This is a genomic window from Burkholderia cepacia GG4 (assembly GCF_000292915.1).
GTDB lineage: Bacteria > Pseudomonadota > Gammaproteobacteria > Burkholderiales > Burkholderiaceae > Burkholderia > Burkholderia cepacia_D.
The window spans coordinates 545,027-570,309 of sequence record NC_018514.1; the positions used below are offsets into that span (position 1 = coordinate 545,027).

Genomic DNA, 25,283 nt, shown 5'->3' on the forward strand with positions numbered 1-25,283 from the left:
CGACGAACCGGCGGTGGCGGGCGGGATAACCCGCTCGCCACCGCCGGTTTGCCGATTTGCGCTATGACCGGATTATTTTGCCTGCGTATTTTCTCGACATCGGATCCAGATTGGATCGACAGTGGCCCGGGTGCCGAAGCGCTGAAGCGCCGCCCCGGGCCGACCGCGAAGCACGGAACCGGAGCGGGCGCCGCAGCGCTGGCGCCGGCCGATAAAGGAAGGAGACGAAGATGTCGGGATGGCCAGGAGTGACCGGCGCCGCGGGCGATACGCCCGCCGGTGCGGCGGCTGAAGCGGGCGGCGGCACGGTGCTGAAGGCGGGCGCGGTCGGTTTTCCGACCGCGCTGGCGAGTGCCGTCGGCCTCATCATGGCGAGCCCGGTGATCCTCACCGCGACGTCGGGCTTCGGGATGGGCGGCTGGGCGTTCGCGGTCGCGATGATCATCGCGTTCGTGATGATGCAGGCGCAGGCGACGACCTTCTCCGAAGCCGCCGCGATGCTGCCGACGGCCGGCTCGGTTTACGATTACCTGTCGTGCGGGCTCGGCCGCTTCTGGGCGATCACCGGCACGATTTCCGCCTATTTCCTCGTGCACGTGTTCGCCGGCACGGCGGAGACGATCCTGAGCGGCATTATGGCGCTCGTCAACTTCGAATCGCTGAACGCCGCATTCGAGAAGCACAACAGCTCGTGGCTCGTCGGCGTCGGCCTCGTGGTCACGTTCGCGATCACCAACATCATCGGCGTCAAGGTGTTCAGCAAGCTCGAGATCGTGCTGACGGCCGGCATGTGGCTGTCGCTGATGATCTTCGGGATCCTCGGCCTCGCGGCCGCGCCGGCCGTGCACCTCGACGGCTGGTTCGGCGGCTCGGAAGTCGGCACGTCGGTGCCGGCCGTGCTGTCGCTGGTCGGGATGGCGATGTTCATGTTCGTCGGCTGCGAGTTCGTCACGCCGCTCGCGCCGGAAATGAAGGCGCCGGGCCGCACGATTCCGCGCGCGATGGCGCTCGGCCTCGTCGGCGTCGCGATCTGCATGTTCCTGTACGGCGCGGCGATCCGCCGCCAGGTCGCGAACGTGCCGGTAAGCCCGGACGGCCTCACGCACCTGCTCGACACGCCGGGCGCGATTCCCGCGTTCGCGCTGCAAGTGCTTGGGCCCTTCGGCCGCGTGTGGTTCGGCATCGCGTTCCTGTGCGCGGGCGCCGCGACGATCAACACGCTGATGGCCGGGCTGCCGCGCATCCTGTACGGGATGGCGATCGACGGTGCGCTGCCGCGCTGCTTCGCGTATCTGCATCCGCGCTTCAAGACGCCGGTGGTCGGCATCGTCGCGGCGGCGATCGTGCCGATCGCCCATGCGTGGCTGATCAACGGCAACCTCGACAGCATCCTGCACCTCGTGCTCGCCGCGACCTGCGCGTGGGGCACCGCGTACCTGCTCGTCACCGCGTCGGTCGTGATGCTGCGGATCCGTCGCCCGGACTTGCCGCGCCCGTATCGTTCGCCGCTGTTCCCGCTGCCGCAGATCGTGTCGAGCGTCGGCATCGTGCTCGCGATCTGGTACATCACGCCGCCCGGCATGAACGCGCGCGACATCTACGTGCCGTTCGGCGCGATGCTCGGGCTCACCGCGCTGTACGCGCTGTTCTGGACGATCGTCGTGCAGCGCCGGCATCCGTTCAAGCCGGTGCCGGTGGAGGAAGTGCTGCGCAACGAGCACGTCGCATCGTGAGGGCCGCGCTCACCCGCTGGCGCGCGGCGCCCGATACGCCGCCGCCCGGCCATCGGCCCGGCGTGATCGCCGCGCGCGTGCTGGCCGACCTGGGTGCCGCGCGTGAGGCTGACGGCGGCGTCGGCGAAACCATGGCCCGACTGCCGAACGGCGTGCGCGTGAGCGTCGACGAACGGGTCGACCGCCAGTTCCTGATGCATACGGTCAGCGTGCAGGTGTCGGTTGGCACGCGCGGCCCGGCCGGGCAGGGCCGCGCACGCGTGCAGCAGACCGGCTGGCTGCGGCGCACCGGCGTCGCCGCCGAACTCGCGCCGGGATGCGACCCCGAATTCGTGCGGACGGTGGCCGCGCTCGTCGCGCAGCCGTCGCTCGCCGACGCGCTGTGTCCGCTGCACCTGACCGACTGCATGATCGCCGCGCGCGACGGGCGCTGGACGCTCGCCGTCGTGCCGTTCGGCGGCAGCGAGGTCGTGAACCGGATGCCGTCGTTTCGCCGCTACGTTCGCCTGACCGGCGAGCAGGCCGCCGCGCTGTCGGCGGCCTGTCTTGCGTTCGAAACCGCGCTGCGCGGAATTTTGCGGGGGTAAGCTGTGACGCTGCGTGCCGTGCGAACCCGGCGGACGCAACGTGGATTCAGGGTTTCACCGGAGATGCCGATGCTGTTCCAGTCACGCTCACACGAAGACGTGCATGACCACGGGCTCGCGATCGCGGGTTGGCATCAGGTCTACCGCCAGATGACGCCGGGCCGGTTCAGGGGCACCGTCACGCAGGTGCTGTACGACGATTTCCATTTCTTCCGCGAGACGACCAACCGGCGTGTCGCACAAACCGGCCTCGCACCGGCCGGGCGCACGTCGCTCGCGGTGCCGTTGTCGGTGTCGCTTGCCGGCACGTTCCAGGGCCAGCCGATCGACGGCTATGCGCTGCTCGCGCTGCGCGCCGGCGAGGATTTCGAGTTCCACACGCCGGAAGGGATGGGGCTCGTCGGGATCAGCGCCGCGTCGGACATGGTCGACGAGCTGTGCGAAGCCGAGTTCGGCGCGGCCGGCGCGCGCAAGCTGCGCCATATCACGCGGCTGTCCGATGCGCAGGGCGTCGCGCTCGGCGCGCGGCTGTCGTCGCTGATCGACGATGCGCAACGCAACCCCGGCTGCCTTGAATACGCGGCCACCCGCAAGATGTTCCGCGACGCAATGCTCGGCATGTTCCTCGATGCGCTCGACCAGGGTATCGGCGTCGAGAAACGCGACATCACGCATGCCACCTACAGCGATATCGTCAGCCGCTGCGAGAAGCACCTGCGCGACCGGCCCGAGGAGCCCGTCACCGTGCTCGAACTGTGCCGCGCGCTGCGCTGCAGCCGTCGCACGCTGCAGACGAGCTTCCAGCGCGTTGCCGACGTCACGCCCGTCGGCTATCTGCGCACCATCCGGCTGAATGCGGTGCGGCGCCTGCTGCGCACGACTTCGGCGCAGCAACTCGGCGTCGGCGAGGCCGCCGCGAGCTGGGGTTTCACGCATCTCGGCTATTTCGCACGCGAGTATCGCGACCTGTTCGGCGAGCTGCCGTCGCAAACCCTGCGGCCCGAATGACGTCTTCGCACCAGGACGGTGCCGCCGGGCGCCGTCGCGTGTCGCCCGCCCGCTTCACCATTTGCTGATTTGGGATAGAGGTCCCGAATTTTCGCTGGATAGAGTCCTGTCACCCATATCGACAACACCATCGGTTTGCAGTGCGAATCGATGAAACCAAAGGGCGGGACATGAAGATCGGACGACGACTGGCCGCAGCCGCGGCCACGCTGGGTTGCATGCACGCACACGCGCAGAGCTCGGGCAGCGTGACGCTGTACGGCACCGTGGACACCGGCATCATCTACTCGACGAACCAGCAGTTCACGCGCGCCGACGGCAGCACGGGCGGCGGCCATGCGTGGCAGATGGGCGGCGGCAACCTCGTGCCGTCCCGCTTCGGGTTCCAGGGCGCCGAGCCGCTCGGCGGCGGGCTCAACGCGGTGTTTTCGCTCGAGCAGCAATTCCTGTCCGCGAACGGGCAGGCGCTGCAGGGCGGCACCGCGTTCAGCCGGCAGGCGTGGGTCGGGCTGCGCCAGGATTCGATCGGCACGCTCGGCCTCGGCCGGCAATACGACTCGTACACGGACATGCTCGGCGCCTACGTCTCGAGCAACAACTGGGCGACGCCATACGGCTCGCACCTCGGCGACGTCGACAACCTGAACGCCGCGTTCAACTTCAACAACGCGGTGAAGTTCACCAGCGCCGATTTCAACGGCTTGACGTTCGGCGGCACGTTCAGCTTCGGCGGGCAGGCCGGCGACTTTTCCGCGAAGCGCGGCTATGCGGTCGCCGCGACCTACACCCGCGCGCCGGTTGCGTTCTCGGTCGGCTATCTCGACCTGCACCAGCCGCTCGATGCGGCACTCGGCGGCGCGAGCGGCTACATCGGCGACTTCGCGTGCAGCAACCCGGGCGCGATGTACTGCCTGCTGCAGGATGCCGGCTCGATGCGCGCGTTCGGCGCGGGCGGCTCGGTGACGCTCGGCGCGACGACGGTCGCGCTGACCTACACGCATACGCGCCTCGGCGACAGTCGCTATTTCTCGACCGATGCGCAGCCGCGCACGCAGGCGTTCACGTTCGACATCGGCGAGCTGAACGTCACGACCATGTTCACGCCCGCGCTGCAGGGCGGCGTCGCGTACATCTTCAACGCCGCCCATACCAACGGGCGCGGCACGACGCGCTTCCACCAGGTGAACGTCGGCACGAACTACAGCCTGTCGAAGCGCACCGCGCTGTATGCGGTCGCGATCGGGCAGATCGCGAGCGGCACGGGGCTCGGCACCGATGCGAACGGCAACGCGGTGAACTACGCGCAGATCCCGGTGCTCGCGAACAGCAATTCGAGCCGGCAGCTCGCGGTGATGGCCGGGATTCGCGTGAACTTCTGACGGCACGCACGCGGTGAAGCGCGCGAGGCGGGCGGCTGCGCTGGCCGCCCGCACCGCCGCGTGCCACAAATTCTTAACGATCGACGTGAACAATGGCGTTCGCTTCAGGCTGCCCGAAGCGTCGCCCGCGTTGCACACGTGTGCAACGTCCGGCCGTCCCGCCACCACGCCGATCGAGAGAGACCTCATGACCCTGCTGAGCCGCCTGCGCGCGCTGTCCGCCGCCGTTGCGCTGTCCTTTGCCGCCTCGCACGCCTTCGCGGCGGATCTCGTCATCGCAGGCCGCGACGACATCTACGGCAAGGGGCTGGCCGACGCCGTCGCCGGCTTCAACAAGCTGCACCCGGGCACCGACATCGAGCTGCTCAAGCTGCCGAACGCGAACCTGTACCAGAAGCTTAAGTTGTCGATGCGCGAAGGCACCGGCGCGTACGACCTCGTGATGATGGACGACACGTGGGCGCCCGAATTCATCGGCAACGGCTGGCTGAAGCCGCTGCCGGCGTCGCTCGCCGACGCCGATCTCGTGCCGTCCGCGGTCGCGCTCGGCCGCAACGCGGCGGGCGCGCTGTACGCGCTGCCGATCGTCGGCAACGTCGAGATGTTCGCGTACCGGAAGGATCTGCTCGCGAAATACAAGCTGCAGCCGCCGCGCAACTGGGACGATGTGCTGAAGATCGCGCAGACCGTCGGCGGCGCGGACAAGAGCGTGTCGGGCGTCGTGTTCCGCGGCACCAAGGGCAATCCGGTCGTGACCGGCTTCCTGCCGATCCTGTGGGCCTACGGCGGCGACGTGTTCGACCGCGCCGGCAACGTGACGATCGATTCGCGCGAGTCGCAGGCCGCGCTGAAGACCTTCCTCGCGCTGAAGGCGTCCGCGCCGAAGGACGTCGACGTGTACGGCGCCGCCGAAGTGCGCGATGCGCTGCAGCGCGGCACGGCCGTGCAGTCGATCGAGGTGTGGCCGGCGTGGGTGCCGGCGCTCGACGATCCGAAGCAGTCGCGCGTGGTCGGGCAGATCGCGCTGCAGCCACCGCCCGGGCAGACCGCCGGCCCGGCGCCGATGCTCGGCATCTGGCAGATGGGTATTCCGAAGGATGCGCCGCACGCGAAGCTCGCGCAGGACTTCCTCGCGTACCTGAGCGCACGCGATACGCAAACGCGCCTCGCCGGCATCGGCATTCCGCCGACCCGCCGCAGTGTGTTCAACGATCCGGCGCTGGTGCGTCAGTACCGCTGGTATCCCGATCAGCTGAAGGCGCTCGAGGCCGGCCGTGCGCGGCCGCGTGTGAAGGACTGGCAGCAGGTCGAGAGCATTCTCGGCGACCAGCTGCAGCTCGCGCTGACCGGGCAGGCCGCACCCGACGCAGCGCTGCGCCAGGCGCAGCAGAAGATCGCGCAGGCGATGGCCGGTGCCGGCAAGTGACGGCCCGCCGCCCCGCATCGCCCGGCACCCGCGCATGAAAGCCCTCCGCCGCAGCCTGCCGTTCGTCGCGCTGCTCGGGCCCGCGCTGCTGGTGCTGGCCGCGCTCGCGCTGTATCCGGTCGCGCAGGTGCTGGTCGACTCGTTCTGCCAGGTCGACTATGCGGCCGGCCGCCGCGCGTTCGCCGGGCTCGCGAACTATCGCGCGGTGCTCGGCGACGATGCGTTCGCGGCCGGCTTCGGCAACACGCTGCGCTTCACGATCGTCGCGTCGCTCGCCGAAGTCGCGCTCGGCTTCGGCCTCGCGCTGCTGTTCGTGCGCGCGTTCCCGGGGCGGCGCATCGCACTGCCGCTCGCGATCCTGCCGATGATGCTGTCCACGCTCGTGTGCTCGGCGATCTGGCGCAACTGGCTCAACTTCGACGGCTTCCTGAACGCGCTGCTCGCCGGGTTCGGCATCGAAGGCGTGCGCTGGTTGTCCGATCCGCATCTCGCGCTGTGGTCGCTCGCGCTCGTCGACGTGTGGCAGTGGACGCCGATGGCGTTCCTGATCGTGCTGGCCGGGCTGCAATCGATCCCGCAGGAGCTGTACGAAGCCGCGCGCACCGACGGCGCGAGCGAATGGCAGTGCCTGCGCGACATCACGCTGCCGCTCGCGGCGCCACAGATCGGCCTCGCGCTGCTGCTGCGCTCGATCGACACGTTCAAGCTGTTCGACAAGGTCTATGCGCTGACGGGCGGCGGCCCCGGCAACGCGACGCAGACGCTGTCGACCTACATCTACGATACGGGCTTCCGCTTCTTCAACGTCGGGCCGGCGAGTGCCGCGTCGGTGCTGATGCTCGCGGCGTCCGCGCTGCTGGTCTCGGGGTACGTATGGCAGACGGTTCGCAAGCGGCGCGCATGACGGCGCGCCCCGCAGGCATTTCGTACGCGCGAACGGGTGCCGCATTCGGCCGCACGGCGCCGTGGGTGCTGCGCTTCGTTGCGCTCGCGCTGCTGCTGCTGCCGTGCCTGTGGATGGCTGGTGCTGCGTTCATGCCGACGCTCGAACGCCTCGATCATCCGCTGCGGATCTGGCCGGCCGCGCCGACGCTCGAGCATTTCGCGTCGGTGTGGTCGAACGGCATCGGCGCACCGCTCGCCAATTCGCTGCTGGTCGGATTCGGCACGACGCTGCTCGCGCTGACGCTCGCGTTTCCGGCCGCGTATGCGCTCGTGCGGCTGCGGTTTCCGGCGCGGTTGGATGTGCTGTTCCTGATGCTCGTGCTGGCATTGAAACTGATGCCGCCGATCACGATCGCGGTGCCGCTGTTCGCGCTCGCGAAGCGGCTGCATCTGCTCGACTCGACGCCGGGGCTGATGCTCGCTTACCAGATCTACGCGTTACCGATGGCGATCTGGATGCTGCTCGCGTTCGTGCGCGACGTGCCGGTCGAATACGAGGAGGCCGCCTGCATCGACGGCGCGGGGCTCGCGCGGCGGCTCGTGCAGATCGTGCTGCCGCTGTGCGCGCCGGGGCTGATCGCTACCGCGATCTTCGTGTTCATCGCTGCGTGGAACGAGTTCCTGATCGCGCTGCTGTTCGTGTCGACGCCGAGCCGCTTAACGCTGCCGCTCGCGATTGCCGGCTACGTGACGGAGAACGGCATCGACTGGGGCGACCTGATGAGCGCCGGACTGCTGGCGTCGCTGCCGACGCTCGCCGTGGCCGGCTATGTGCAGCGCTACCTGCTGCGCGGCTTCGCGGGCGGGCTGAAGTGACGCGGGGTGTTACGCGCAGCTATGCCGCACCACGTGCGTAACCGGCACGACGCGCGTGCGCGATGCGCCGTCGAAGGTCTGGATCCGGTCGGCGAGCAGGTCGACGGCGGCGTGCGCGAGGCCTTGCGTATCCTGGCGCAGCGTCGTGAGCCGATACGCGTCGTACTCGGCGGCCGGGATGTCGTCGAAGCCGATCACGCACAGGTCGTCGGGCACGCGCAGGCCGAAGGCGTCGCGCGCGGCGTCGATCACGCCGAGCGCGAGCAGGTCGGACGAGCAGAACACGCCGTCCGGGCGCTCACCGGCCGCGAACAGTTGGCGCGCGGCGTCGATGCCGCAGGCATGCGTGTCGGCGTGCGTATCGATCGCGCGCACGAGCGTCGCATCGAAGGCATCGCCGCGTTGCAGCGCGTGCTCGAACGCGTCCGCGCGCGATCGTGCGCTGTAGCTCGCGGTACGCGGCCCGACGAATGCGAGCCGGCGCGCGCCGGCCCGCACGAGCCGTTGCGCGGCATGGGCGGCGCCCGCCGCGTTGTCGCTGACGACGACGTCCGCACCCGGCAGGTTCGCTTCGCGGTTGATCATCACGACGGGAATCCGGTGTTCGAGATACTGCCGCGCGACCGACAGCGGCGGCGACGCGGACGTCATCACGAGGCCCGCGATCCGGTAGCTGAGCAGCCGTTCGAGCGATTGCCGGACCTGGCGCGGATCTTCCGCGTTGGTCACGAGCGGCGTGAGCGCACGCTGTCCGAGCGCGGCCATCAGGTCCGACAGCAGCCGCGCGCGGAACGGATTCTCGAACCCGGCCGTCACGACGCCGATCATGCTGCTGCGCTGCGTGATCATGTCGCGCGCGATCAGATTGACCTGATAGCCGAGCGCGCGCGCGGCCACCATCACGCGTTCGCGCGTTTCGGGCGCGATGCTCGCCGTCGGCGAGAACGCGCGCGACACCGCGGAGCGCGACACGCCGGCACGCACCGCGACATCCGACGCGGTCACCCACGTTTTTCTTTCCTTGTCATTCATCGATTCATGATTCCTTCGCGACACGAAGCACCCACGCCGCTGGCCGACTGGATGTCGGCGCTCGACGACGCGCGGCCGCTGCATACGCTGACCCTACCGGGCAGCCATGACACCTGTGCGTATACGGTCGACGATCCGCTCGTGCGTACGCAGCGCGCGCCGCTCGATGCGCAGCTCGCGCACGGCGTGCGGCTGCTCGACATCCGCTGCCGGCATCGGCGCGACGCGTTCGACATTCATCACGGCGGGATCGCGCTCGGCATGTCGTTCGACGACGTGCTCGCGGACTGCACGCGCTTTCTCGATGCCCATCCACGCGAATGCATCGTGATGTCGGTGAAGGACGAATGGCCCGCGCACGCGTGCACGCGCGGCTTCGATGCGACGTTCGACGCGCATTGCGCGCGGCATCCGCGGCTGCGCTGGCATGCAGGCGGCGCGCTGCCGTCGCTCGGCGACGTGCGCGGCGCAGTGGTGCTGTTGCGGCGGTTCCGCAGCAGCCGGCCGCTCGGCATCGACCTCACTGCGTGGCCCGACAATGCGACGTTTACGATCGATCATCCGGATGCGGCGTTCGTGATCCAGGATGAGTACCGTGTGCCTGTAGCCGGTTCGATCCACTACAAGTGGCGGGTGATCGAGGCGCTGCTGAGCCGCATGCCGTCGCCGGAGAGCGGCCGCTGGGCGATCAACTTCTGCAGCGGCACGGGGATGGGCGCGAATCCGTCGGTGGTCGCGCGCGGCGATGGCAGGGTGCAGGGGATTCAGGCGCGGCTCGCCGAGCGGTTGCGCGAGCAGCGCGGGACCTGCGGCGCGATGCTGCTCGATTTCTGCGACGACGATGACTGGGTGCTGGTGCGGGCGCTGGTTGCGTGCAATGAGCATCTGCCTGCGTCCGGCGGTAGGCGCAGGTTGGTGGGCTGTTAGTGCAGGTTCGTGTCGAGCACTTCGTTAGCTTCGTTAACGCGTCCGCTTTGCTCGTCACACTTCGTGACGAATCAGCGGGCCGCAAGCGTGCGTGTATCAGACCGATGCGCAGTCGTGGCGCGGAGGAGCGGTGGTGATCGAGCGATTGTGCTGCATCTGCACGTGTTCCCCCTTGCGCCAGGCGCGGCTAGCGTGGCATATGGAAGCGTCAAAGGCCAACTGGAAGGCTCCGCAGAACATCAAGGATCAGTATGCCCGTACCAGTTTCATTGGTCGGAACCGCGTGGTGTTCAACATCAAGGGCAACGGTTGATTGATGCGGTGGCCTATCAGGTCGGCGTCGTGTACGTGAAGTTTGTCGGTACGCACGCGGAATATGACCGGATCGATGCGCCAACCGTGGAAATGGCGTAACGAGATGGACATTCACCCGATTCGAACAGAGGCCGACTACAAGGCCGCCCTGAAGGCGGTGTCCGCGCTCGTCGATCGAGACCCTGCACCGGGCACGCGGGAGGGCGACGAGCTGGAGGTTCTGGCGATCCTGATCGGGCGCTACGAGGCCGAGACCTTCCCGTTGGCTTCGCCGAACCCGATCGACGCGATCAAATTTCGGATGAAGCAAGCCGGCTTGCCGGTCCCCGACATGCAACCGTGCATCGGGAATACCAACCGGGTGTACGACGTGTTGGCTGGTCGCCGATCGCTGAGTCTCGCCATGATCCGGAAGTTGCACGAAGGACTGAACATTCCCGCGGACGGGCTGATCGGGGCGTCGTGAGCGAACGGGTCCGGGAGTGCCTGCTTGAGTTGCCGATGTGTACTGGAAGGCGGGTAGTTTGAAGAAATGGCGCCATGAGGCGCCATTTTTCATGCAGAAGTTGCGTGCAAGAAAGGCCGTGCCTGTCGATGCCCGACGCCGACTCAGCGCGTCGCGATCGCCACCGCCGCACTGGCCATCGCGGTCGCGCTCGTCCGGTTCGCGATCCGCTTCGCGCGTGCCGAAGTCAGAAAAGCCCGCGCACGCACCGCGAGCAACGACCAGAAGCAGTCGGCGAGGATCAGGATCGCGAGCATCGTGCCGACGAGCTCGGCCCACGCGAGAACACCGACATGCGTGAGGTCGACGATCGTCGGCAGCAGCGCGAGATAGAACAGACCGATCTTCGGATTGCCGAGCGTAACCAGCGTGCCGGCAACGAACATGCGCCACGGCGACTGGCCGCGCGGCAGCTCGTCGGCCTTCGTGTCGGTCGGCGCGGTCCACATCTTCCACGCGAGGAACAGCAGGTAGGCGACGCCGAGCAGCTTCAGCACGAGCAGGCCCGTCTCGAACGTGCGCGCGAACGCGGACAGCCCGGCGACCGCCAGCGTGAGCCACAGCGCCTCGCCGATCCACATCGCGGCGAGGAACGGCAGCACGTCTCGCACGCCGTTCGTCAGCACGCGCGCGACGAGCGCGGCGACGCTCGGGCCGGGGGTGCCGGCGGTGACGAGCAGGGCGATGGCGAACACGGCGAGCGCGGACAGCGTCATGACGAACCTCGTGGGCGGGGCGTTCGAAACGTATGAAGTTTCGATTATAGTGACGGCCGTTCCTGCCTGCCTACCTCGTCGTGATGACAGTATCGATCCGGATTCGTCCCGCCACGCGGGAAGACGCGGCCGCGATGGCCGCCGTGGAAGTGGCCGCCGCTCAGCGCTTTCGCGACATCGGCATGCCCGACATCGCCGCAGGCGAGCCGACCGATACGGCCGACGTGCTCGCCCGCATCGACGACGGTCGCGCGTATGTCGCGACGGACGAAACGGGGACGTGCGTGGGCTTTGCGTTCTACCGGCTGCTCGATGCGCAGCGGCTTTACCTCGAAGAGCTGGATGTCGCGCCGTCGCATGCCGGGCAGCGAATCGGCGCACGCCTGATCGAACGGATCATGACGCGCGCGGCGCAAGACGGCATCGCACAGGTCGTACTGTCGACGTTCCGCGCCGCGCCGTGGAACGCGCCGTACTACGCGCGCCTCGGCTTCCACATCATCGACGACGCATCGCTCGACGACACGCTGCGCGCGATCCGCGCGCATCACGTTGCACGCGGGCTCGACGAGACGCAGCGGGTGTTCATGCGCGCGGACGTGCACGCATGAACGGGTTGCCGGCCGTCAGGCCGCGTCGCTGAGCGCCGGGTAGTCGGTGTAGCCCGTTTCGCCTACCGCGTAGAACGTCTCCGGCACCGGCTTGTTCAGCGGTGCGCCGAGTTCGAGGCGGCGCGCCAGGTCCGGGTTCGCGATGAACAGCTTGCCCCACGCGATCGCGTCGGCGTTGCCGCTCGCGAGCGTTTCCTGTGCGGATTCGAGCGTGAACTGCTCGTTCGCGATCAGTGGGCCGCCGAACGCTTCCTTCAGGCGCGGGCTCAGCTGGTCGCCCGAATACGATTCACGCGTGAAGATGAACGCGATCTTGCGGCGGCCGAGTTCGCGCGCGACATAGCCGAACGTCGCGGCCGGGTCGGAATCGCCCATCGTGTGCGCGTCGCCGCGCGGCGCGAGGTGCATGCCGACACGGCCGGCACCCCACACGTCGATCGCTGCGTCGACCACTTCGAGCAGCAGGCGCGCGCGGTTCTCGATCGGGCCGCCGTACGCATCGGTGCGATGGTTGGTGCTGTCCTGCAGGAACTGGTCGAGCAGGTAGCCGTTCGCACCGTGGATCTCGACGCCGTCGAAGCCGGCCTTCTTTGCGTTCTCCGCGCCCTTGCGATACGCGGCGACGATGCCCGGAATTTCATCGAGTTCGAGCGCACGCGGCGTCACGTACGGACGCGGCGGGCGCACCAGGCTCACATGGCCGTCCGCGGCGATCGCGCTCGGCGCGACCGGCAGGTCGCCGTTCAGGAACACCGGATCGGAAATCCTGCCGACGTGCCAGAGTTGCAGCACGATGCGGCCGCCGGCCGCGTGCACGGCCTGCGTCACGCGCTTCCAGCCTTCCACCTGCTCGTCGGACCAGATGCCGGGCGTGTCCGCGTAGCCGACGCCCTGCGGCGTGACCGAGGTCGCTTCGCTGATGATCAGGCCGGCCGATGCTCGCTCGGCGTAATAGCGGGCCATCAGGTCGTTCGGTACGCGCGCATCGCCGGCGCGGGCACGGGTGAGCGGCGCCATCACGACGCGGTTCGGCAGGGTCAGGTCGCCGAGGGTAATGGGGTCGAACAGGGTGGGCATGGAGATAACCTCTTCACGAAAAACGGGCTCGCCGGCGCGTGTGGCGCGGCGAGTACCGCAAGGCCGGTTCGGCCGGTGGTTAGAGTTCGCGGCGCATTGCGTCGAGAAATGCGTCGATGACGGCCTCGTTGCGCTGGAAGAACGCCCACTGGCCGATTCGCGTCGACGTCACGAGCCCCGCGCGCTGCAGCGTCGCGAGGTGCGCGGAGACGGTCGACTGCGACAGCCCGCAGCGCGCATCGATCTGCCCGGCGCAGACGCCGTGGTCATACGGCAGCGTCTGCTCCGGGAAATGCGCGTCCGGCGTTTTCAGCCAGACGAGGATATCCCGGCGTACAGGGTTCGAGAGCGCTTTCAGGATCGCGTCGATGTCGAGTTCGGTCGGCATGGAAGGGCGTGGTGTTCGGTTGGGAAACCGGTGCAAACGAGTATCGTCGATGGTCGAATCATATATCGGAAAGTGACGATATATGCGAAGGCACTATCGGGAGTGGGGTTGATCGGTTGTGGAACGGCGGAAAAAGATCCGCATGACGGCGCGGATATGGCCCGGTTTTCGCGCGCTATCGCCCGATGTCATCGCAGGGAAATAGTTGAAAATTTCAACTAAGTATCTATACTTCGACGCATTGCCGGGTGCGTGCTGTGTCGTCGCCTGCCGGCTCATGCAAAAGGAGCGCGCACGTGTCTACCGGTTCGACCCCTGGATTCCTTACCTTCAGGCTGGATCTCGCGAGCGCGCTGCTCAGCGCGCGCGCGAATGCGATCTACCGGGAGCGCTGGAGCCTCGACGTGCGTGCGTTGCGCGTGTTGCGGCTCATCTGTTCGGAAGCGGGCATCACGCCGAAAATCGTGTCGCAGCGCGCGCTGATCGAAAAGACGCTGCTGTCCAAGACGCTCGCCGAGCTGGAAGCGCGCGGGCTGATTGCCCGCGTCACGCATGAACAGGACCGGCGCAGCGTCACGTTGCACAGCACGCCCGAAGGTGTCGAGGTCGCGCAGTCGTCAGCGCAAGTCGGCGAGGCGCTCGAAGACACGCTCGTCGCCGGATTGACCGCGAGCGAACGCAAGACGCTGGACCGTTTGCTCGAAAAGCTGTCCGACAGCCTGATTGACGACGCGGCCTGAACGGATCGAAAGCAGCAGCGCCATTCACATCCCTCAACCTCCCTGGAGTCGTTCATGACGCATCTGATCGATACGCTCGCGCCCGCCATCGGTGTACTGCTGCCCGAACTCGAAGCGCTCTACAAGGATTTCCACGAACATCCGGAACTGTCGATGCAGGAATTCCGCACGGCGAAGATCGTTGCCGATTACGTGGAATCGCTCGGCTACGACGTCGCGCGGGAAGTGGGCGTGACCGGCGTGGTGGCGATCCTGCGCAACGGTGCCGGCCCGACGGTGATGCTGCGCGCCGACATGGATGCGTTGCCGATGGCCGAAGCCACGGGCCTGCCGTACGCGAGCAAGGCGGTGGCGAAAGACGAGGACGGCGTGCAGGTCGGCGTTGCGCACAGCTGCGGGCACGACATGCACGTGACCTGGTTGCTGGGCGTCGCGCGCCTGATGGCCGAACATCGCGGCGAGTGGGGCGGCACGCTGATGGCCGTGTTCCAGCCGGGCGAGGAGGTGGGGCGCGGCGCACGGAGCATGGTCGACGACGGCATGCTGGCACGCTTTCCGAAGCCCGACGTGATTCTCGGTCAGCACGTGATGGTGGGCGCGGCGGGAACGGTCGGTTATCGAAGCGGCACGATCCTGTCGGCGGGCGACAGCCTGAAAGTCAGGTTGTTCGGGCGCGGCTCGCACGGCTCGCAGCCGCAGACTTCGATCGATCCCGTCATCATGGCCGCATCGACTACGCTGCGTCTGCAGACCATCGTGTCACGCGAGATCGCGCCGCGTGACAGCGCGGTGCTGACCATCGGCAGCCTGCAGGCCGGCACCAAGGAAAACATCATTCCCGACGACGCCACGCTCAAGCTCAACATGCGCACCTACGACGAGGACGTGCGCGAATACATGCTGGGCGCGATCCGGCGCATCTGCTGCGCCGAATGCATGGCGTCCAACGCACCACGCGAACCGGAATTCACCACGCTGTCGAGCTACCCGCTGACCGTCAACGACGACGCGACCACCGCGCGGCTGCGCACGGCCTTCGACGCGCATTTCGGCGACCGTGCGTACGAGACGGAACCGGCGGCGGCCAGCGAGGATTTCAGCGTGTTCGGCCGCGAATGGGGCGTGCCGTACGCATTCTGGTTCATCGGCGGCACCGATCGCGAAGTGTACGAGAGAGCCCGTGCAGCGAAGAAGATCAACGAAATTCCGAGCAATCATTCGCCGCTCTTCGCACCGGTGATCGATCCGACGCTGCGTGCCGGTCTCGAAGCGATGCTGTGTGCGGCAGGGGCGTGGCTCGGGCTCGGCGCAGCCGCCGTCGAATCGACGAGCGAGGCAGCGTGAGCATCGGATGGGGCGCCGAAGTCGGCGCGCACGTGAATGCCCATGCCGCATACCGCACGCTCGATCTGATCGGCACGTTTGCGTTCGCGATCTCGGGCGCCGTGGCGGCGCGGCAGCGGCGGCTCGATCTGCTCGGCATCCTCGTCGTGACCTTCATCGTCGCGTGCGGCGGCGGGATCATGCGCGACGTGTGCATCGGTGCGACGCCGCCTGCGGGGCTGTCCGACTGGGTCTATCTGGCAGTGACGGCGCTTGCCGCGCTGCTCGTGCTCGTCGCGTATCCGACGGTGCGCCGGCTGCGCCATCCGGTGCTGTTCTTCGATGCGATCGGGCTGGGCCTGTTCGCGGTCGCGGGCGCGCAGAAGGCCTGGGTCTGGACCCAAAGCGCGGAGACGGCAATCGTGCTCGGGATGGTCAGCGCGGTCGGCGGAGGCGTGTTGCGCGACATGCTGCTCTCTCGCGTGCCAGCGATCCTGGAGCGCGAGATCTACGCATCGGCGGCGCTACTCGGTGCGACGCTGCAGATCGGGCTCATGTCGATCGACGCGTCGTCGGTCTGGACGCCGTGGATCGCGACGACTGCCTGCGTGCTGCTGCGGCTCGCGTCGTTGCAGTTCGGCTGGCGTTTGCCGGCTTTCCGCACGCCGGAAACCAGACGGAAAACCGGCATGCGGGCGCAGGAAGCCGAAGATGGCCGGCACTACGAACTGAACGACTGAGCGGGTCTTTGCCGGCGCTCCGCCGAATTTCACGAGAGCCCCGGTTCGTCTGCCGCGATGCGAATGGCCGGAGCCGCAGCGGGATCGAAGGGGGCTTCGGTTTGCCGGAGTCACGCGTTCCCGTACTGCGCAAACAGCCAGCGGCGCATCGCCTCGAGCGCATCCGAATGCGCATTGGCCTGCGGAAAGACGACGTAAAACCCGAGTGACATCGGAAACGAAAAATCGAACACGCGGCGCAGCCTGCCTTCCGCTATATCGCGCTCGACGAGCGGCGCGCTGGTCAGCGCGATGCCTTGACCGGCGATCGCCGCGTCGATCGCGAGCAGCGACTGGCTGAACCGCGGCCCCTTCGTCGGATCGGCCCGGCCTTCGCCACCGAGTTTCTCGATGAACTCGGGCCACAGATCGTGCGCGTCGTGCAACAGCGCATGCTTCGACAAGTCTGCGGGCGTGCGGATCGGCGCGCCGCGGTCGAGCAGCGCCGGGCTGGCGACGGCGAAGATGTCGAGCGGAACCAGCAGCTCTGCGGCGAGGCCGGCCGGAAACGGCGGCTTGCTCAGCCGAATCGCGATGTCGACGCCATCGGCCCGGAACGACGCAAGCCGTTCGTCGGCGATAACGCGAACCTCGATGTCGGGGTGCAGCCGGCCGAAGTCCGCCAGCCGCGGAATCAGCCACTTCGACGCGAACGACGGCGTCGTGCTGACCGCCAGAACCGTGGGGCGCTGGCCGAGGGCGTCGGTTGCGTCGGAGATGATCTGCAGCGCGCGCTGGACCGACGAAAAATACTCGAGCCCTTCGCGCGTCAGCGCCAGCCCCCTGGGCAGCCGCCGGAACAGCTGAACCTCCACGACGTCCTCCAGATGCCTGACCTGCTGCGCGACCGCGCCCTGGGTCACGTCGAGTTCGTCGGCGGCCAGCCGGAAATTGAGATGGCGCGCGGCGGCCTCGAACGCGCGCAGCGCATTGAGCGGTGGCAGCCGACGGGTACGCGATAGAGCCTTCATGCAGTAGAAATTCTACAGGGTGGATGGAGAAATCATCGTTCGACAAGTCGATTATAGAGCCCTAGAGTGCTGCTATAGACGATGATCACGGCGCACAGCCGACCTATCCTGGAGAACGACATGACTGTAGAGAAAGTGGCTTTGGTGACGGCGGCGGGCAGGGGCATGGGCGCCGCGATTGCGCGCGACCTTGCGAACAACGGTTATCGCGTCGCGCTGATGTCGCCGTCCGGCAGCGCGGTCGAGCTGGCCAACGAACTCGGCGGGTTCGGCCTGGCGGGGTCCGTCACCGAAGACGCCGACATCGAGCGTCTCGTGAACGAGACGCTCGCGAAGTACGGCCGTATCGATGCGGTCGTCAACAATACCGGGCATCCGCCGAAGGGCGACCTGCTCGCGATCGAGGACGACAAGTGGCACGAAGGGCTCGACCTGATCGTGCTCAACGTCGTTCGCGTGCTGCGCCGCGTGACGCCCGTGTTCCTGAAGCAGGGCGGCGGCGCGGTGGTCAACATTTCGAGCTTCGCGGCCGACGCGCCCGAACAGGCGATGCCGGTGTCGTCCGCGCTGCGCGCGGCGCTCAGTTCCGTCACGCGCCTGTACGCCGATCGGTATGCGAAGGACAACATTCGCATCAATTCGGTCCTGCCCGGCTTCATCGACAGCTGGCCGGAGACGCCCGAGATCGTCGCCCGCATTCCAGTCGGCCGTTTCGGCAAGACGCAGGAGATCGCGCAGACCGTGACGTTCCTGCTGTCGGAAGGCGCGGGCTACATCACCGGGCAGAACATTCGGGTCGACGGCGGCATCGTGCGCGCGCTGTAACGCTGACCCGGACCGGGACGACGCGCGTGCGCGTCCCGGCGCCAGGTCCGTGCGAGGTGAATATGCAAAAAGAGATCGAAGGGCGCCTGCAGGCGCTCGGCGTCGTGCTGCCTGTCGCGCCGAAACCGGCAGCCAACTATGTGCCGTTCGTGAGGACGGGGAACCTGCTGTTTCTCGCGGGCGCGTTGCCGTTCGTGGACAACCGGCTCGAAACGACAGGCCTGCTCGGCCGGGATCTCGATGTCGCGCAAGGGCAGGCGCTGGCCAGGATCTGCGCGATCAACATGCTCGCGCAGGTGAAGGCGGCGACCGGCGATCTCGAACGCCTGTCCCGCGTCGTCAGGCTGTCGGCCTTTGTCGCGTGCGTGCCCGGATTCGTGGAGCAGCCGGCGGTGGTCAACGGCGCGTCGGATTTTCTCGTGGACGTGCTCGGCGAAAGCGGACGTCATGCGCGTTCCGCGATGGGCGTGTCGGTGCTTCCGCTCAACGCGCCGCTGGAGATCGAGGCCGTCTTCGAGCTGAAGGACGATTGAGCGCCGGTCGCAGGCGCGGTGTCGAAGGTGCGACGATCAGGTCGATGGAACAATGATGAGGAAATCAGCGGTACTGGCTTTCTGCCTGCTGGGCGGCATCTGGGGCACCAATTTCATCTTCATGAAATGGGCGGCCGACGTGGTGACGCCGGCGCAGATGACGCTGCTGCGCGTGCTGTGCGGCTTCGCGCCGATCCTGGTCTACGCGCTGGCGACGCGGGCGCTCGAATGGGCGCATCTGCGCTACGTCCACCACTTTTTCGTGATGTCGTTCCTCGCGACGTTTCTCGACTACTTCACCTATGCGCAGGGCGCCGCACGGCTGCCGTCCGGCGTCGCGGGCATGCTCAGCGGCACGATCCCGATCTTTGCCGTGGTGTGCTCGGCGATGCTGCACGGGCGCAGCGGCATGGACGTGTGGAAGTCGCTCGGCGTGGCGCTCGGTTTCGTCGGCGTGACGCTGATCGCGCGCCCCTGGTCCGCGGGCGTGAGCGGGATCGACATGGCCGGCGTGGGCTGGATGCTCGGTGGGTCGTTCGCGATGGGCCTGTCGTTCATCTACGCCAGAAAGTTCATTACGCCGCTGAAGATATCGGGCGTCGCGTTGACGACGTATCAGGTCGGCCTCGCCGCACTGTATCTGCCGGCATTCACGCCGCTCGACGGCACCGCCGTCCTGCTGCAGCATCCGCGGGCGGCGATCGGCCTGGTGGTCGGTCTCGGCATGCTGGGCACCGGCGTCGCGTACCTTGCGTACTATCACATCGTCGATCATCTCGGGGCGCTCGCGGCGTCGAGCGTGACGTACATTCCGCCGGTGGTGGCGCTGTTCATCGGCGCGGCGCTGGTCGGCGAACCCACGACGTCGGCCGAGTACCTGGCGGTCGTGCTGATTCTCGCCGGCGTAGGCGTCACGCAATTCGGGAGCGGCATCCAGTCGGCGCTCGGTCTTGCGCGTGCGAACGCGTGTCAGCGGAATTGAACGCGTGCGGACACGGTAGCGAGCGATCGGACCGGCACCCGAACCGCATGGCACCCGACAGACGTTCCGCCAGCGGCATCAGCTATGCCGCTCGCCGACCCTGTTCTCCTCCGGGAGGATCGCGTCGCTGTCGAGTGCGGTCGGCATGGAAGGGCGGGTAGTCGGCGCGTTCGGTCAGGTGAGCCGGTGCCGACGGGTATCGTCGATGGCCGAATCGATATCGGAAAGTGACGATATGCACGGAAGGCACTGCCGTCTATGGGGTTGACAGGTGTTGCCTCATGACGGCCGCAATATAGGGGCCGGATGCTTCCCGGAACGCATTCAGCCTGCTCGCCGGTCACAGTCAATTTTCCTTCCGATCGTAAAGATCTTTTCCGTTCAAATCGAATACGGCGTTCTGCCGTGTTGACCGCACACGCCCGTCGGACAAGGGTTTGCGGTTTGGTTTCGGCTTGGCACGGGCTTTGCGAGAGTAGAGCGCAAATGAACCGGGGAGCCAGCCCGATGCCAGCGAAACGTACGACGGTCGCGAAAGCGATGGGGATACCGAAGCCGGGTGAGTATCGTCGCGACGCAGAGGCATGCGATCCCGAGATGCTGTCCATGTCCGCATTGATGGGCCTCGTGGAAGCAGCTTGCGTCGACGCGATGAGCGGCCGAATTCGGGGCGATGAGTGTTCGATCGGCCGCATGACGCATGTCACGCATCTGGCGCCGACGCCATCGGATGTCCCGGTTTTCGTCACGGCGACGTTCCGGACGTTCGACGGCGAACGGTACTGGTTCGATGTCGTTGCGGCCGATGCGGCCGGTCCGGTGGCGAGCGTGAGTCATGCGCGCTCGATCGTGGAGCGTGCCGCACTTGAGTTCCAGTGTGCAAGCCGTCGCAGCTGTGTCGGCAAGATAGATTCGTCATGCTAAAGGAAACGAGAACATGAAAGTGGAGTCGTCAATCAACGCAAACACCGCGCTTTTCGACGAGGAATTCGAAACCCTGCCGCCCGGGCAGGTGCGCCGGCATCAAGACGGGCTATGGTCGCCCCAGTGGGACTACATCCGTTCGATGTCGACTTTCTATCGCGGGAAGCTGTCGCGCTGGATCGACCGGGAGGTGACGCTGGATTCGCTGCAGGAATTGCCTTTCACCGAGAAGGACGAGCTCCGGATCAGCCAGGAGGCGGCCTCTCCATTCGGTGACTACGTGGCTTGCGGCGAGGCGGGCGTGTCCCGGCTTCATCGCACGTCCGGGACCACCGGACGCCCGCTGATTCTTGCGAACAGCGCGGCGGATGCGTGCCGGATCGCGCGGGTCGGTGCGCGGTCGATGTGGGCCGCCGGGTTGCGACCGACGGACCGCGTGGTCCACTGCCTGAACTACTGCATGTGGACCGGCGGCTTCACCGATCACACGATTCTCGAGGCGACCGGCGCGACGGTCGTGCCGTTCGGCGTGGGCAATACGCGTCTGCTGATCGATTCGATCATCAATCTCGGCATCAACGCGATTTCGTGCACACCCTCGTATCCGGGGCTCATCGAACAGATCTTGCGTGAATCGACCGATCTTCGCCCCCGCGACCTGAAGCTCACGTTGGGTCTGTTCGGCGGCGAGGCGGGGCTCGACAACCTGGATCTGCGCAACGCGATGGAAGAGAAGTGGGGCTTCAAGATCCGCAACGCCAACTTCGGTCTGTCGGAAGTGCTGAGCATTCTCGGCGGACAAACCGACTGGACCAACGATTTGCTGTATCACGCGAGCGACGTCGTCTTTGCTGAAATCGTCGATCCCGTCACGTTGCAACGCCTGCCGATCGAAGCGGGGACCGTCGGCGAACTCGTCTGTACGCACTTGCAGAAGGAGTGCCAGCCGCTCGTTCGCTACCGCACGCGAGACGTCGTCACCGTGACCGGCGTCGATCGCGGGCCGGACGGCCGCACGGGGTGGCGATTCCGCGTCACCGGCCGGACCGACGACATGTTCAACGTGCGCGGCATCAACGTGTTCCCGAGCGCCGTTCGCGTGGCCGTCGAATCGCTGCCGCAATGGGCGTCGGGAATCTTCCGAATCGTGCTGAAGGGGGACGGCCCGTACGACCGGATCACGATGACGGTCGAAGCCGCGCAGGGGTTGCCGGCCGCCGACTGGCCGAAGGCCAGGGAGCAGGTCGAGGCGGCGATCCGCACGAGGGTCGGTTCGACGGCAGACGTGACGATGGTGCCGTTCGAGCATTTCCCGCGCACCGAAGGAAAAACCCGCTGGGTCGAAAAGGAGGCGTGATGAGCTACGCAAGAATTGAGAAATCGGGGGCCGTGTCGACGGTGATCCTCAATCGCCCGGAGCGGCTGAACGCGATCAGCGGCGACCTGCTGGACGATCTTCATCGGGCGCTGGTGGAGGTCAACGTCGATGAAGGCTGCAACGCGATCGTACTCACAGGGGCCGGCCGGGCCTTCTGCGCGGGCGACGATCTGAAGGAGTTCGACAAGCAGACCGAGAGCGCTGCAAGCATCCGCAGTCACGTCGAACGCATCCAGCAGATCACGCGCGACCTGATGTTCAACGGCAAACCGGTCATCGGCGCCGTGCACGGGTTTGCCGTCGGCGGCGGATTCGAGTGGCTGCTCAACTGCGACCTGGTCGTGGCGTCGGACGATCTGGTGTGCTTTTTCCCCGAAATGGAGTGGGGGCAGTTCGTCACCGGAGGCGTGACGCAACTCCTGCCGCAGAGCGTCGGCCATCAGCGCGCCATGGAGCTGTGGCTGCTGGGCGAGCGCCAGTCGGCCCGGCAACTGCATGCGCTGGGCCTCGTCAATCGGGTCGTCGAGGCGGGGAAGGTCGTGGAAGCCGCGCTGGAACTTGCCACGCGTGTCGCCGAACGTTCCGTCTTTTCCGTATCGAGGCTGAAGCGTCTGCTGACGATGGAGCTGTCGGCCGATTTGACCCGCAGTCTCGAGCTCGAGCAGTCCGCAACCGTGGCGGCGTTTGCGACACCCGACGCCGCCCGCCGTGTCCAGGCCTTTGCCGCGAGGAATTGTCCATGAATATCAAAGCACTGACGTTCGACTATTTCGGCACGCTGGTGGATGTCGACAAGGGCGGCATGGCGGGGATCGCCGAAGTCATGCGCATCCTCGGCGTCGAATCTTCGCGCCCGGTATTCGACGTGTACCTCGACTGGGACATGCGCAACGTGCAAACCTATCGCGGCGGCGCGTACCGCAGCTATCGCGCGGTCGCACAGGACGCACTGACCGGCTGCATCGACGCGCTGTTCCCGAACGCGCTCGACGGCCACGACGTCGAGGCGCTCACCGACGTGCTGCTCACGCATCTCGTCGAGTCGTCGCCGCCGCACGCGGATGCGCTCGAGTTTCTCGACTGGGCAGGGTCGCGATATCCGCTGATGCCGATCACGAACATGGACAGCGATCTCTGGCGCAGAAGCCAGCTCACGCGCTACTTCGAGCACGTCACGACGGCCGAGATGGCCAAGGCGTACAAGCCTTCGCATCTGATATTCAGCCTCGCGCTGGATCGCCTCGGGCTGGACGCGCACAACGTGTTGCACTGTTCGCTCGCCAGCTGGGCTGATATCGATGGTGCGAAGCCGCTCGGCATGCACGTGGCGTGGATCAACCGCTCCGCGGACAAGCTCGGCCCGTGGCAGCCGCGCCCCGATTTCGAGTTCAAGACGCTGTCGCCCGTTCGCGATGTCCTGACCCAGTCGCAGTCCGCCACTTCGGGGGAAATGAAATGAAACGCACGATCCTGATGTTTGCCGTCACCGTCGTCGGTGCCGGCGTTACCGGATTTTCGTCCGGTGCGCGTGCCGATACCGTCGTCAAGATCGGCGCGGCCGGCCCGCTGACGGGCAGCTCGGCCCAGAGCGGCAAGGACGACGAACGCGGCGTGCAGCTGGCCATCAACGAGCTGAACGCCCGCAGGCTGGTGATCGGCGGACAGCCGGTCAAGTTTCAACTGGTGTCGGTCGACGATCAGGGCGACCCGAAGGTGGGCGTGAACGTCGCGCAGAAGCTGGTCGACGGCGGCGTGGCGGCCGTGATCGGACACTACAACTCCGGCGTGAGCATTCCGGCCGCGCGGATATACAACGATGCGCATGTCGTGATGATCACCGGCGCATCGTCGAACCCGGAGCTGACCCGGCTCGGGTTTCCGTACGTTTATCGTCTCGCGACGAACGACAATGTGATGGGCCGGCGCATGGCCGACTATTCGGTCAACGTGCTGAAGCTCAAGCGCGCGGCCGTGGTCGACGACCGGACCGCGTACGGCACCGGCGTGGCGGACGTGTTCGTGAAGACCGCGGAAAAGAACGGCATGAGCGTCGTCGCGCGTGAATACAGCACGGACAAGACGACGGACTTCAAGGGCATCCTGACGCACATCAAGGCGACCAATCCGCAGGTCGTGTTCTACGGTGGCTATTACGCGCAGGCGGCGCTGCTTGCACGCCAGATGGTCGATCTCGGCATCAACGCGGTGCTGGTCGGCGGCGACGGCATCTGCTCGCCGGAATTCAGCAAGCTGTCGAACAACGTGCTCGACAACAAGATGTTCTGCGCGCAGGGCGGCGCGCCGCTCGACAGCCTGCCCGACGGCAAGCGTTTCAGGAGCCGGTTCAAGAGCACGTTCGGCGCCGACGTGGATACCTATGCGCCGAGTTTCTATGCGGCGACGCTGGTCGTGGCGGATGCGATGCAAAAGGCCAATTCGACGTCGCCCGAGGTGTATTCGAAGGTGATGCGCGAGCAATCGTTCAGCAGCATGCTCGGCCCGGTGAAGTTCGACGGGCAGGGCGACTGGGTCGATGCGCCGGTGACCGTCTACAAGCTGTCGGGCGGCACCCTGACGCCGGTCGGCGCGAAGTAGCGAACGCGGCGTCGAAGCCAGGTTCCGGGCAGCACCGCGGTCGCGCCGGGCCGTGCATCGATACAGGGATGAACGGCCCGACGCCGTTCCGATTCAGCCGCGCTGCATCGGCAGTGCGGCAATGGTTTTACCGACAAGGAGATTTCATGATCAATTCCGGAGCGACGGCGACTCTGAAGCGTCGGGTCGCCGTGCAGGACCTGGCTTCCGCCTTCGGCAACGATTCGGATGAAACGTATCCGGACGTGATGTCGACGCCCGCGATGCTCGGTCTCATGGAGCGGGCATGTGCGGAAATCATGCGCGGCGAACTGGAGGACGGGCAGTTGTCGGTCGGCGTCACGACACAGCTGACGCACTCGGCGCCCACGCCGGTCGATGCGCAAGTGAGCGCCACGGCCAGCTTCCGTGGTCGGGAAGGCAGCCTGTTCGTATTCGATGTCGTCGTGCACGATCCCAAAGGGCAGGTCGGCAGCGGAACGCATGCACGCGCGATCGTCGATCGCGCGGCCATCGAGAAAAAGGCTGCGTCGCGCCGTTGATCGCGGCACTGGCCGGCAGTGGCGCGAGCGTTCGTCGCACGGGCGGCAACAGGGTTCAACATGAACGGTTTTTGCGCTGGTAAGCTGGGCGGATCTGCCAACGTGCTGCGAACGATAATGGACGAGCGAAGTCTGAGCGCTGCTGATCGACCCGGCGATCTCCGGTCCGCGATCGATACGGCTTGCTGGCGCGATGCAAGACGTGTTGCGGCGCACCGGTTCGGCG

At 66.8% G+C, this 25,283-nt stretch carries 27 protein-coding genes and 1 pseudogene; 23 read left to right on the forward strand and 5 right to left on the reverse strand.

Annotated elements, in window-relative coordinates; translation table 11 throughout:
- Window positions 1-230 precede the first annotated feature (230 nt).
- From GEM_RS18255 to GEM_RS18285, 7 genes are all read left to right on the forward strand, one after another.
- Entirely contained in the window at window positions 231-1,733 is a 1,503-nt protein-coding gene (locus tag GEM_RS18255) for an APC family permease (protein WP_014898845.1), read from the forward strand.
- Complete coding sequence (locus tag GEM_RS18260; RefSeq protein WP_014898846.1) at window positions 1,730-2,320, forward strand: DUF3156 family protein; 591 nt, start codon at window positions 1,730-1,732, stop codon at window positions 2,318-2,320. The genes GEM_RS18255 and GEM_RS18260 overlap by 4 nt, the downstream gene beginning before the upstream one ends.
- 69 nt (window positions 2,321-2,389) lie before the next feature.
- On the forward strand, window positions 2,390-3,328 hold the full coding sequence (locus tag GEM_RS18265) for a helix-turn-helix domain-containing protein (protein WP_014898847.1): 939 nt from the start codon (window positions 2,390-2,392) through the stop codon (window positions 3,326-3,328).
- Between the two features lie 170 nt (window positions 3,329-3,498).
- Complete coding sequence (locus GEM_RS18270) at window positions 3,499-4,707, forward strand: porin (RefSeq protein WP_014898848.1); 1,209 nt, start codon at window positions 3,499-3,501, stop codon at window positions 4,705-4,707.
- Window positions 4,708-4,894: 187 nt separating this feature from the next.
- Complete coding sequence (locus GEM_RS18275) at window positions 4,895-6,133, forward strand: ABC transporter substrate-binding protein (RefSeq protein WP_014898849.1); 1,239 nt, start codon at window positions 4,895-4,897, stop codon at window positions 6,131-6,133.
- Window positions 6,134-6,167: 34 nt separating this feature from the next.
- The gene (locus tag GEM_RS18280) at window positions 6,168-7,037 is read left to right on the forward strand and encodes a carbohydrate ABC transporter permease (RefSeq protein ID WP_014898850.1); all 870 of its coding nucleotides are present in this window, start codon (window positions 6,168-6,170) and stop codon (window positions 7,035-7,037) included.
- Window positions 7,034-7,894, forward strand: coding sequence for a carbohydrate ABC transporter permease (locus tag GEM_RS18285; RefSeq protein WP_014898851.1), 861 nt, complete (start codon window positions 7,034-7,036; stop codon window positions 7,892-7,894). The genes GEM_RS18280 and GEM_RS18285 overlap by 4 nt, the downstream gene beginning before the upstream one ends.
- A gap of 9 nt (window positions 7,895-7,903) precedes the next feature.
- On the opposite strand, the gene GEM_RS18290 is transcribed toward GEM_RS18285, so the two are convergent.
- On the reverse strand, window positions 7,904-8,926 hold the full coding sequence (locus GEM_RS18290; RefSeq protein ID WP_014898852.1) for a LacI family DNA-binding transcriptional regulator: 1,023 nt from the start codon (window positions 8,924-8,926) through the stop codon (window positions 7,904-7,906).
- Window positions 8,927-8,932: 6 nt separating this feature from the next.
- Between GEM_RS18290 and GEM_RS18295 the strand changes: the two genes are divergently transcribed.
- The 3 genes and pseudogenes from GEM_RS18295 (at window position 8,933) to GEM_RS18305 (ending at window position 10,634) form a co-directional block, all read left to right on the forward strand.
- Window positions 8,933-9,853, forward strand: coding sequence for a phosphatidylinositol-specific phospholipase C (locus GEM_RS18295; RefSeq protein ID WP_014898853.1), 921 nt, complete (start codon window positions 8,933-8,935; stop codon window positions 9,851-9,853).
- Window positions 9,854-9,983: 130 nt separating this feature from the next.
- A pseudogene (locus tag GEM_RS18300) lies at window positions 9,984-10,267 on the forward strand (type II toxin-antitoxin system HigB family toxin).
- Window positions 10,268-10,271: 4 nt separating this feature from the next.
- Window positions 10,272-10,634 (forward strand): helix-turn-helix domain-containing protein, encoded by a 363-nt coding sequence (locus GEM_RS18305; RefSeq protein WP_041490738.1) that lies wholly within the window; start codon window positions 10,272-10,274, stop codon window positions 10,632-10,634.
- Between the two features lie 143 nt (window positions 10,635-10,777).
- On the opposite strand, the gene GEM_RS18310 is transcribed toward GEM_RS18305, so the two are convergent.
- The gene (locus GEM_RS18310) at window positions 10,778-11,389 is read right to left on the reverse strand and encodes a LysE family translocator (RefSeq protein ID WP_014898855.1); all 612 of its coding nucleotides are present in this window, start codon (window positions 11,387-11,389) and stop codon (window positions 10,778-10,780) included.
- Between the two features lie 83 nt (window positions 11,390-11,472).
- Here GEM_RS18310 and GEM_RS18315 point away from each other — a divergent pair, with 83 nt between their 5' ends.
- Window positions 11,473-12,000, forward strand: a complete 528-nt coding sequence (locus tag GEM_RS18315) for a GNAT family N-acetyltransferase (protein WP_014898856.1) — start codon at window positions 11,473-11,475, stop codon at window positions 11,998-12,000.
- 15 nt (window positions 12,001-12,015) lie between these two features.
- Here the strand turns inward: GEM_RS18315 and GEM_RS18320 are convergent, their stop codons facing one another.
- The gene (locus GEM_RS18320; RefSeq protein ID WP_014898857.1) at window positions 12,016-13,077 is read right to left on the reverse strand and encodes an alkene reductase; all 1,062 of its coding nucleotides are present in this window, start codon (window positions 13,075-13,077) and stop codon (window positions 12,016-12,018) included.
- Window positions 13,078-13,156: 79 nt separating this feature from the next.
- Window positions 13,157-13,465 carry an ArsR/SmtB family transcription factor gene (locus tag GEM_RS18325; protein ID WP_014898858.1) on the reverse strand — a complete coding sequence of 103 codons (309 nt, stop codon included), beginning with the start codon at window positions 13,463-13,465 and terminating at the stop codon, window positions 13,157-13,159.
- A gap of 296 nt (window positions 13,466-13,761) precedes the next feature.
- Between GEM_RS18325 and GEM_RS18330 the strand changes: the two genes are divergently transcribed.
- The 3 genes from GEM_RS18330 to GEM_RS18340 are packed head-to-tail and all read left to right on the forward strand — an operon-like array spanning window position 13,762 to window position 16,268.
- On the forward strand, window positions 13,762-14,205 hold the full coding sequence (locus GEM_RS18330) for a MarR family winged helix-turn-helix transcriptional regulator (RefSeq protein WP_014898859.1): 444 nt from the start codon (window positions 13,762-13,764) through the stop codon (window positions 14,203-14,205).
- 54 nt (window positions 14,206-14,259) lie between these two features.
- Window positions 14,260-15,549, forward strand: coding sequence for a M20 family metallopeptidase (locus tag GEM_RS18335; protein ID WP_014898860.1), 1,290 nt, complete (start codon window positions 14,260-14,262; stop codon window positions 15,547-15,549).
- Between the two features lie 32 nt (window positions 15,550-15,581).
- Window positions 15,582-16,268: a trimeric intracellular cation channel family protein gene (locus GEM_RS18340; protein ID WP_051138029.1), complete on the forward strand. Its 687-nt coding sequence runs from the start codon at window positions 15,582-15,584 to the stop codon at window positions 16,266-16,268.
- A 110-nt stretch (window positions 16,269-16,378) separates the two neighbouring features.
- On the opposite strand, the gene gcvA is transcribed toward GEM_RS18340, so the two are convergent.
- Window positions 16,379-17,278, reverse strand: a complete 900-nt coding sequence (gene gcvA, locus GEM_RS18345) for a transcriptional regulator GcvA (protein WP_014898862.1) — start codon at window positions 17,276-17,278, stop codon at window positions 16,379-16,381.
- Window positions 17,279-17,398: 120 nt separating this feature from the next.
- Here gcvA and GEM_RS18350 point away from each other — a divergent pair, with 120 nt between their 5' ends.
- The 9 genes from GEM_RS18350 (at window position 17,399) to GEM_RS18390 (ending at window position 25,057) form a co-directional block, all read left to right on the forward strand.
- Window positions 17,399-18,103, forward strand: coding sequence for an SDR family oxidoreductase (locus GEM_RS18350; protein WP_014898863.1), 705 nt, complete (start codon window positions 17,399-17,401; stop codon window positions 18,101-18,103).
- 62 nt (window positions 18,104-18,165) lie between these two features.
- Window positions 18,166-18,636 carry a RidA family protein gene (locus GEM_RS18355; RefSeq protein WP_014898864.1) on the forward strand — a complete coding sequence of 157 codons (471 nt, stop codon included), beginning with the start codon at window positions 18,166-18,168 and terminating at the stop codon, window positions 18,634-18,636.
- A 52-nt stretch (window positions 18,637-18,688) separates the two neighbouring features.
- Window positions 18,689-19,618 carry a DMT family transporter gene (locus GEM_RS18360; protein WP_272148432.1) on the forward strand — a complete coding sequence of 310 codons (930 nt, stop codon included), beginning with the start codon at window positions 18,689-18,691 and terminating at the stop codon, window positions 19,616-19,618.
- A gap of 507 nt (window positions 19,619-20,125) precedes the next feature.
- Window positions 20,126-20,542 (forward strand): thioesterase family protein, encoded by a 417-nt coding sequence (locus GEM_RS18365; protein ID WP_014898866.1) that lies wholly within the window; start codon window positions 20,126-20,128, stop codon window positions 20,540-20,542.
- Window positions 20,543-20,555: 13 nt separating this feature from the next.
- A complete protein-coding gene (locus tag GEM_RS18370) occupies window positions 20,556-21,899 on the forward strand; it encodes a phenylacetate--CoA ligase family protein (protein ID WP_014898867.1) in 1,344 nt (447 codons plus the stop codon).
- Window positions 21,899-22,663: an enoyl-CoA hydratase/isomerase family protein gene (locus GEM_RS18375; protein ID WP_014898868.1), complete on the forward strand. Its 765-nt coding sequence runs from the start codon at window positions 21,899-21,901 to the stop codon at window positions 22,661-22,663. The genes GEM_RS18370 and GEM_RS18375 overlap by 1 nt, the downstream gene beginning before the upstream one ends.
- Complete coding sequence (locus tag GEM_RS18380) at window positions 22,660-23,379, forward strand: HAD family hydrolase (RefSeq protein ID WP_014898869.1); 720 nt, start codon at window positions 22,660-22,662, stop codon at window positions 23,377-23,379. The genes GEM_RS18375 and GEM_RS18380 overlap by 4 nt, the downstream gene beginning before the upstream one ends.
- Window positions 23,380-23,393: 14 nt before the next feature.
- Window positions 23,394-24,515, forward strand: a complete 1,122-nt coding sequence (locus GEM_RS18385; RefSeq protein WP_051138030.1) for a branched-chain amino acid ABC transporter substrate-binding protein — start codon at window positions 23,394-23,396, stop codon at window positions 24,513-24,515.
- 68 nt (window positions 24,516-24,583) lie between these two features.
- The gene (locus GEM_RS18390) at window positions 24,584-25,057 is read left to right on the forward strand and encodes a thioesterase family protein (protein ID WP_272148433.1); all 474 of its coding nucleotides are present in this window, start codon (window positions 24,584-24,586) and stop codon (window positions 25,055-25,057) included.
- Window positions 25,058-25,283: the final 226 nt, after the last annotated feature.

Coding starts and splice junctions, on each gene's coding strand:
- GEM_RS18370 (WP_014898867.1), top strand. CDS start 20,556: ATGAAAGTGGAGTCGTCAATCAACGCAAACACCGCGCTTTTCGACGAG.
- GEM_RS18305 (WP_041490738.1), top strand. CDS start 10,272: ATGGACATTCACCCGATTCGAACAGAGGCCGACTACAAGGCCGCCCTG.
- GEM_RS18320 (WP_014898857.1), bottom strand. CDS start 13,077: ATGCCCACCCTGTTCGACCCCATTACCCTCGGCGACCTGACCCTGCCG.
- GEM_RS18325 (WP_014898858.1), bottom strand. CDS start 13,465: ATGCCGACCGAACTCGACATCGACGCGATCCTGAAAGCGCTCTCGAAC.
- GEM_RS18350 (WP_014898863.1), top strand. CDS start 17,399: ATGACTGTAGAGAAAGTGGCTTTGGTGACGGCGGCGGGCAGGGGCATG.
- GEM_RS18335 (WP_014898860.1), top strand. CDS start 14,260: ATGACGCATCTGATCGATACGCTCGCGCCCGCCATCGGTGTACTGCTG.
- GEM_RS18255 (WP_014898845.1), top strand. CDS start 231: ATGTCGGGATGGCCAGGAGTGACCGGCGCCGCGGGCGATACGCCCGCC.
- GEM_RS18285 (WP_014898851.1), top strand. CDS start 7,034: ATGACGGCGCGCCCCGCAGGCATTTCGTACGCGCGAACGGGTGCCGCA.
- GEM_RS18280 (WP_014898850.1), top strand. CDS start 6,168: ATGAAAGCCCTCCGCCGCAGCCTGCCGTTCGTCGCGCTGCTCGGGCCC.
- GEM_RS18360 (WP_272148432.1), top strand. CDS start 18,689: ATGATGAGGAAATCAGCGGTACTGGCTTTCTGCCTGCTGGGCGGCATC.
- GEM_RS18355 (WP_014898864.1), top strand. CDS start 18,166: ATGCAAAAAGAGATCGAAGGGCGCCTGCAGGCGCTCGGCGTCGTGCTG.
- GEM_RS18385 (WP_051138030.1), top strand. CDS start 23,394: ATGTTTGCCGTCACCGTCGTCGGTGCCGGCGTTACCGGATTTTCGTCC.
- GEM_RS18315 (WP_014898856.1), top strand. CDS start 11,473: ATGACAGTATCGATCCGGATTCGTCCCGCCACGCGGGAAGACGCGGCC.
- GEM_RS18270 (WP_014898848.1), top strand. CDS start 3,499: ATGAAGATCGGACGACGACTGGCCGCAGCCGCGGCCACGCTGGGTTGC.
- GEM_RS18295 (WP_014898853.1), top strand. CDS start 8,933: ATGATTCCTTCGCGACACGAAGCACCCACGCCGCTGGCCGACTGGATG.
- GEM_RS18380 (WP_014898869.1), top strand. CDS start 22,660: ATGAATATCAAAGCACTGACGTTCGACTATTTCGGCACGCTGGTGGAT.
- GEM_RS18390 (WP_272148433.1), top strand. CDS start 24,584: ATGAACGGCCCGACGCCGTTCCGATTCAGCCGCGCTGCATCGGCAGTG.
- gcvA (WP_014898862.1), bottom strand. CDS start 17,278: ATGAAGGCTCTATCGCGTACCCGTCGGCTGCCACCGCTCAATGCGCTG.
- GEM_RS18365 (WP_014898866.1), top strand. CDS start 20,126: ATGCCAGCGAAACGTACGACGGTCGCGAAAGCGATGGGGATACCGAAG.
- GEM_RS18275 (WP_014898849.1), top strand. CDS start 4,895: ATGACCCTGCTGAGCCGCCTGCGCGCGCTGTCCGCCGCCGTTGCGCTG.
- GEM_RS18265 (WP_014898847.1), top strand. CDS start 2,390: ATGCTGTTCCAGTCACGCTCACACGAAGACGTGCATGACCACGGGCTC.
- GEM_RS18375 (WP_014898868.1), top strand. CDS start 21,899: ATGAGCTACGCAAGAATTGAGAAATCGGGGGCCGTGTCGACGGTGATC.
- GEM_RS18290 (WP_014898852.1), bottom strand. CDS start 8,926: ATGAATGACAAGGAAAGAAAAACGTGGGTGACCGCGTCGGATGTCGCG.
- GEM_RS18310 (WP_014898855.1), bottom strand. CDS start 11,389: ATGACGCTGTCCGCGCTCGCCGTGTTCGCCATCGCCCTGCTCGTCACC.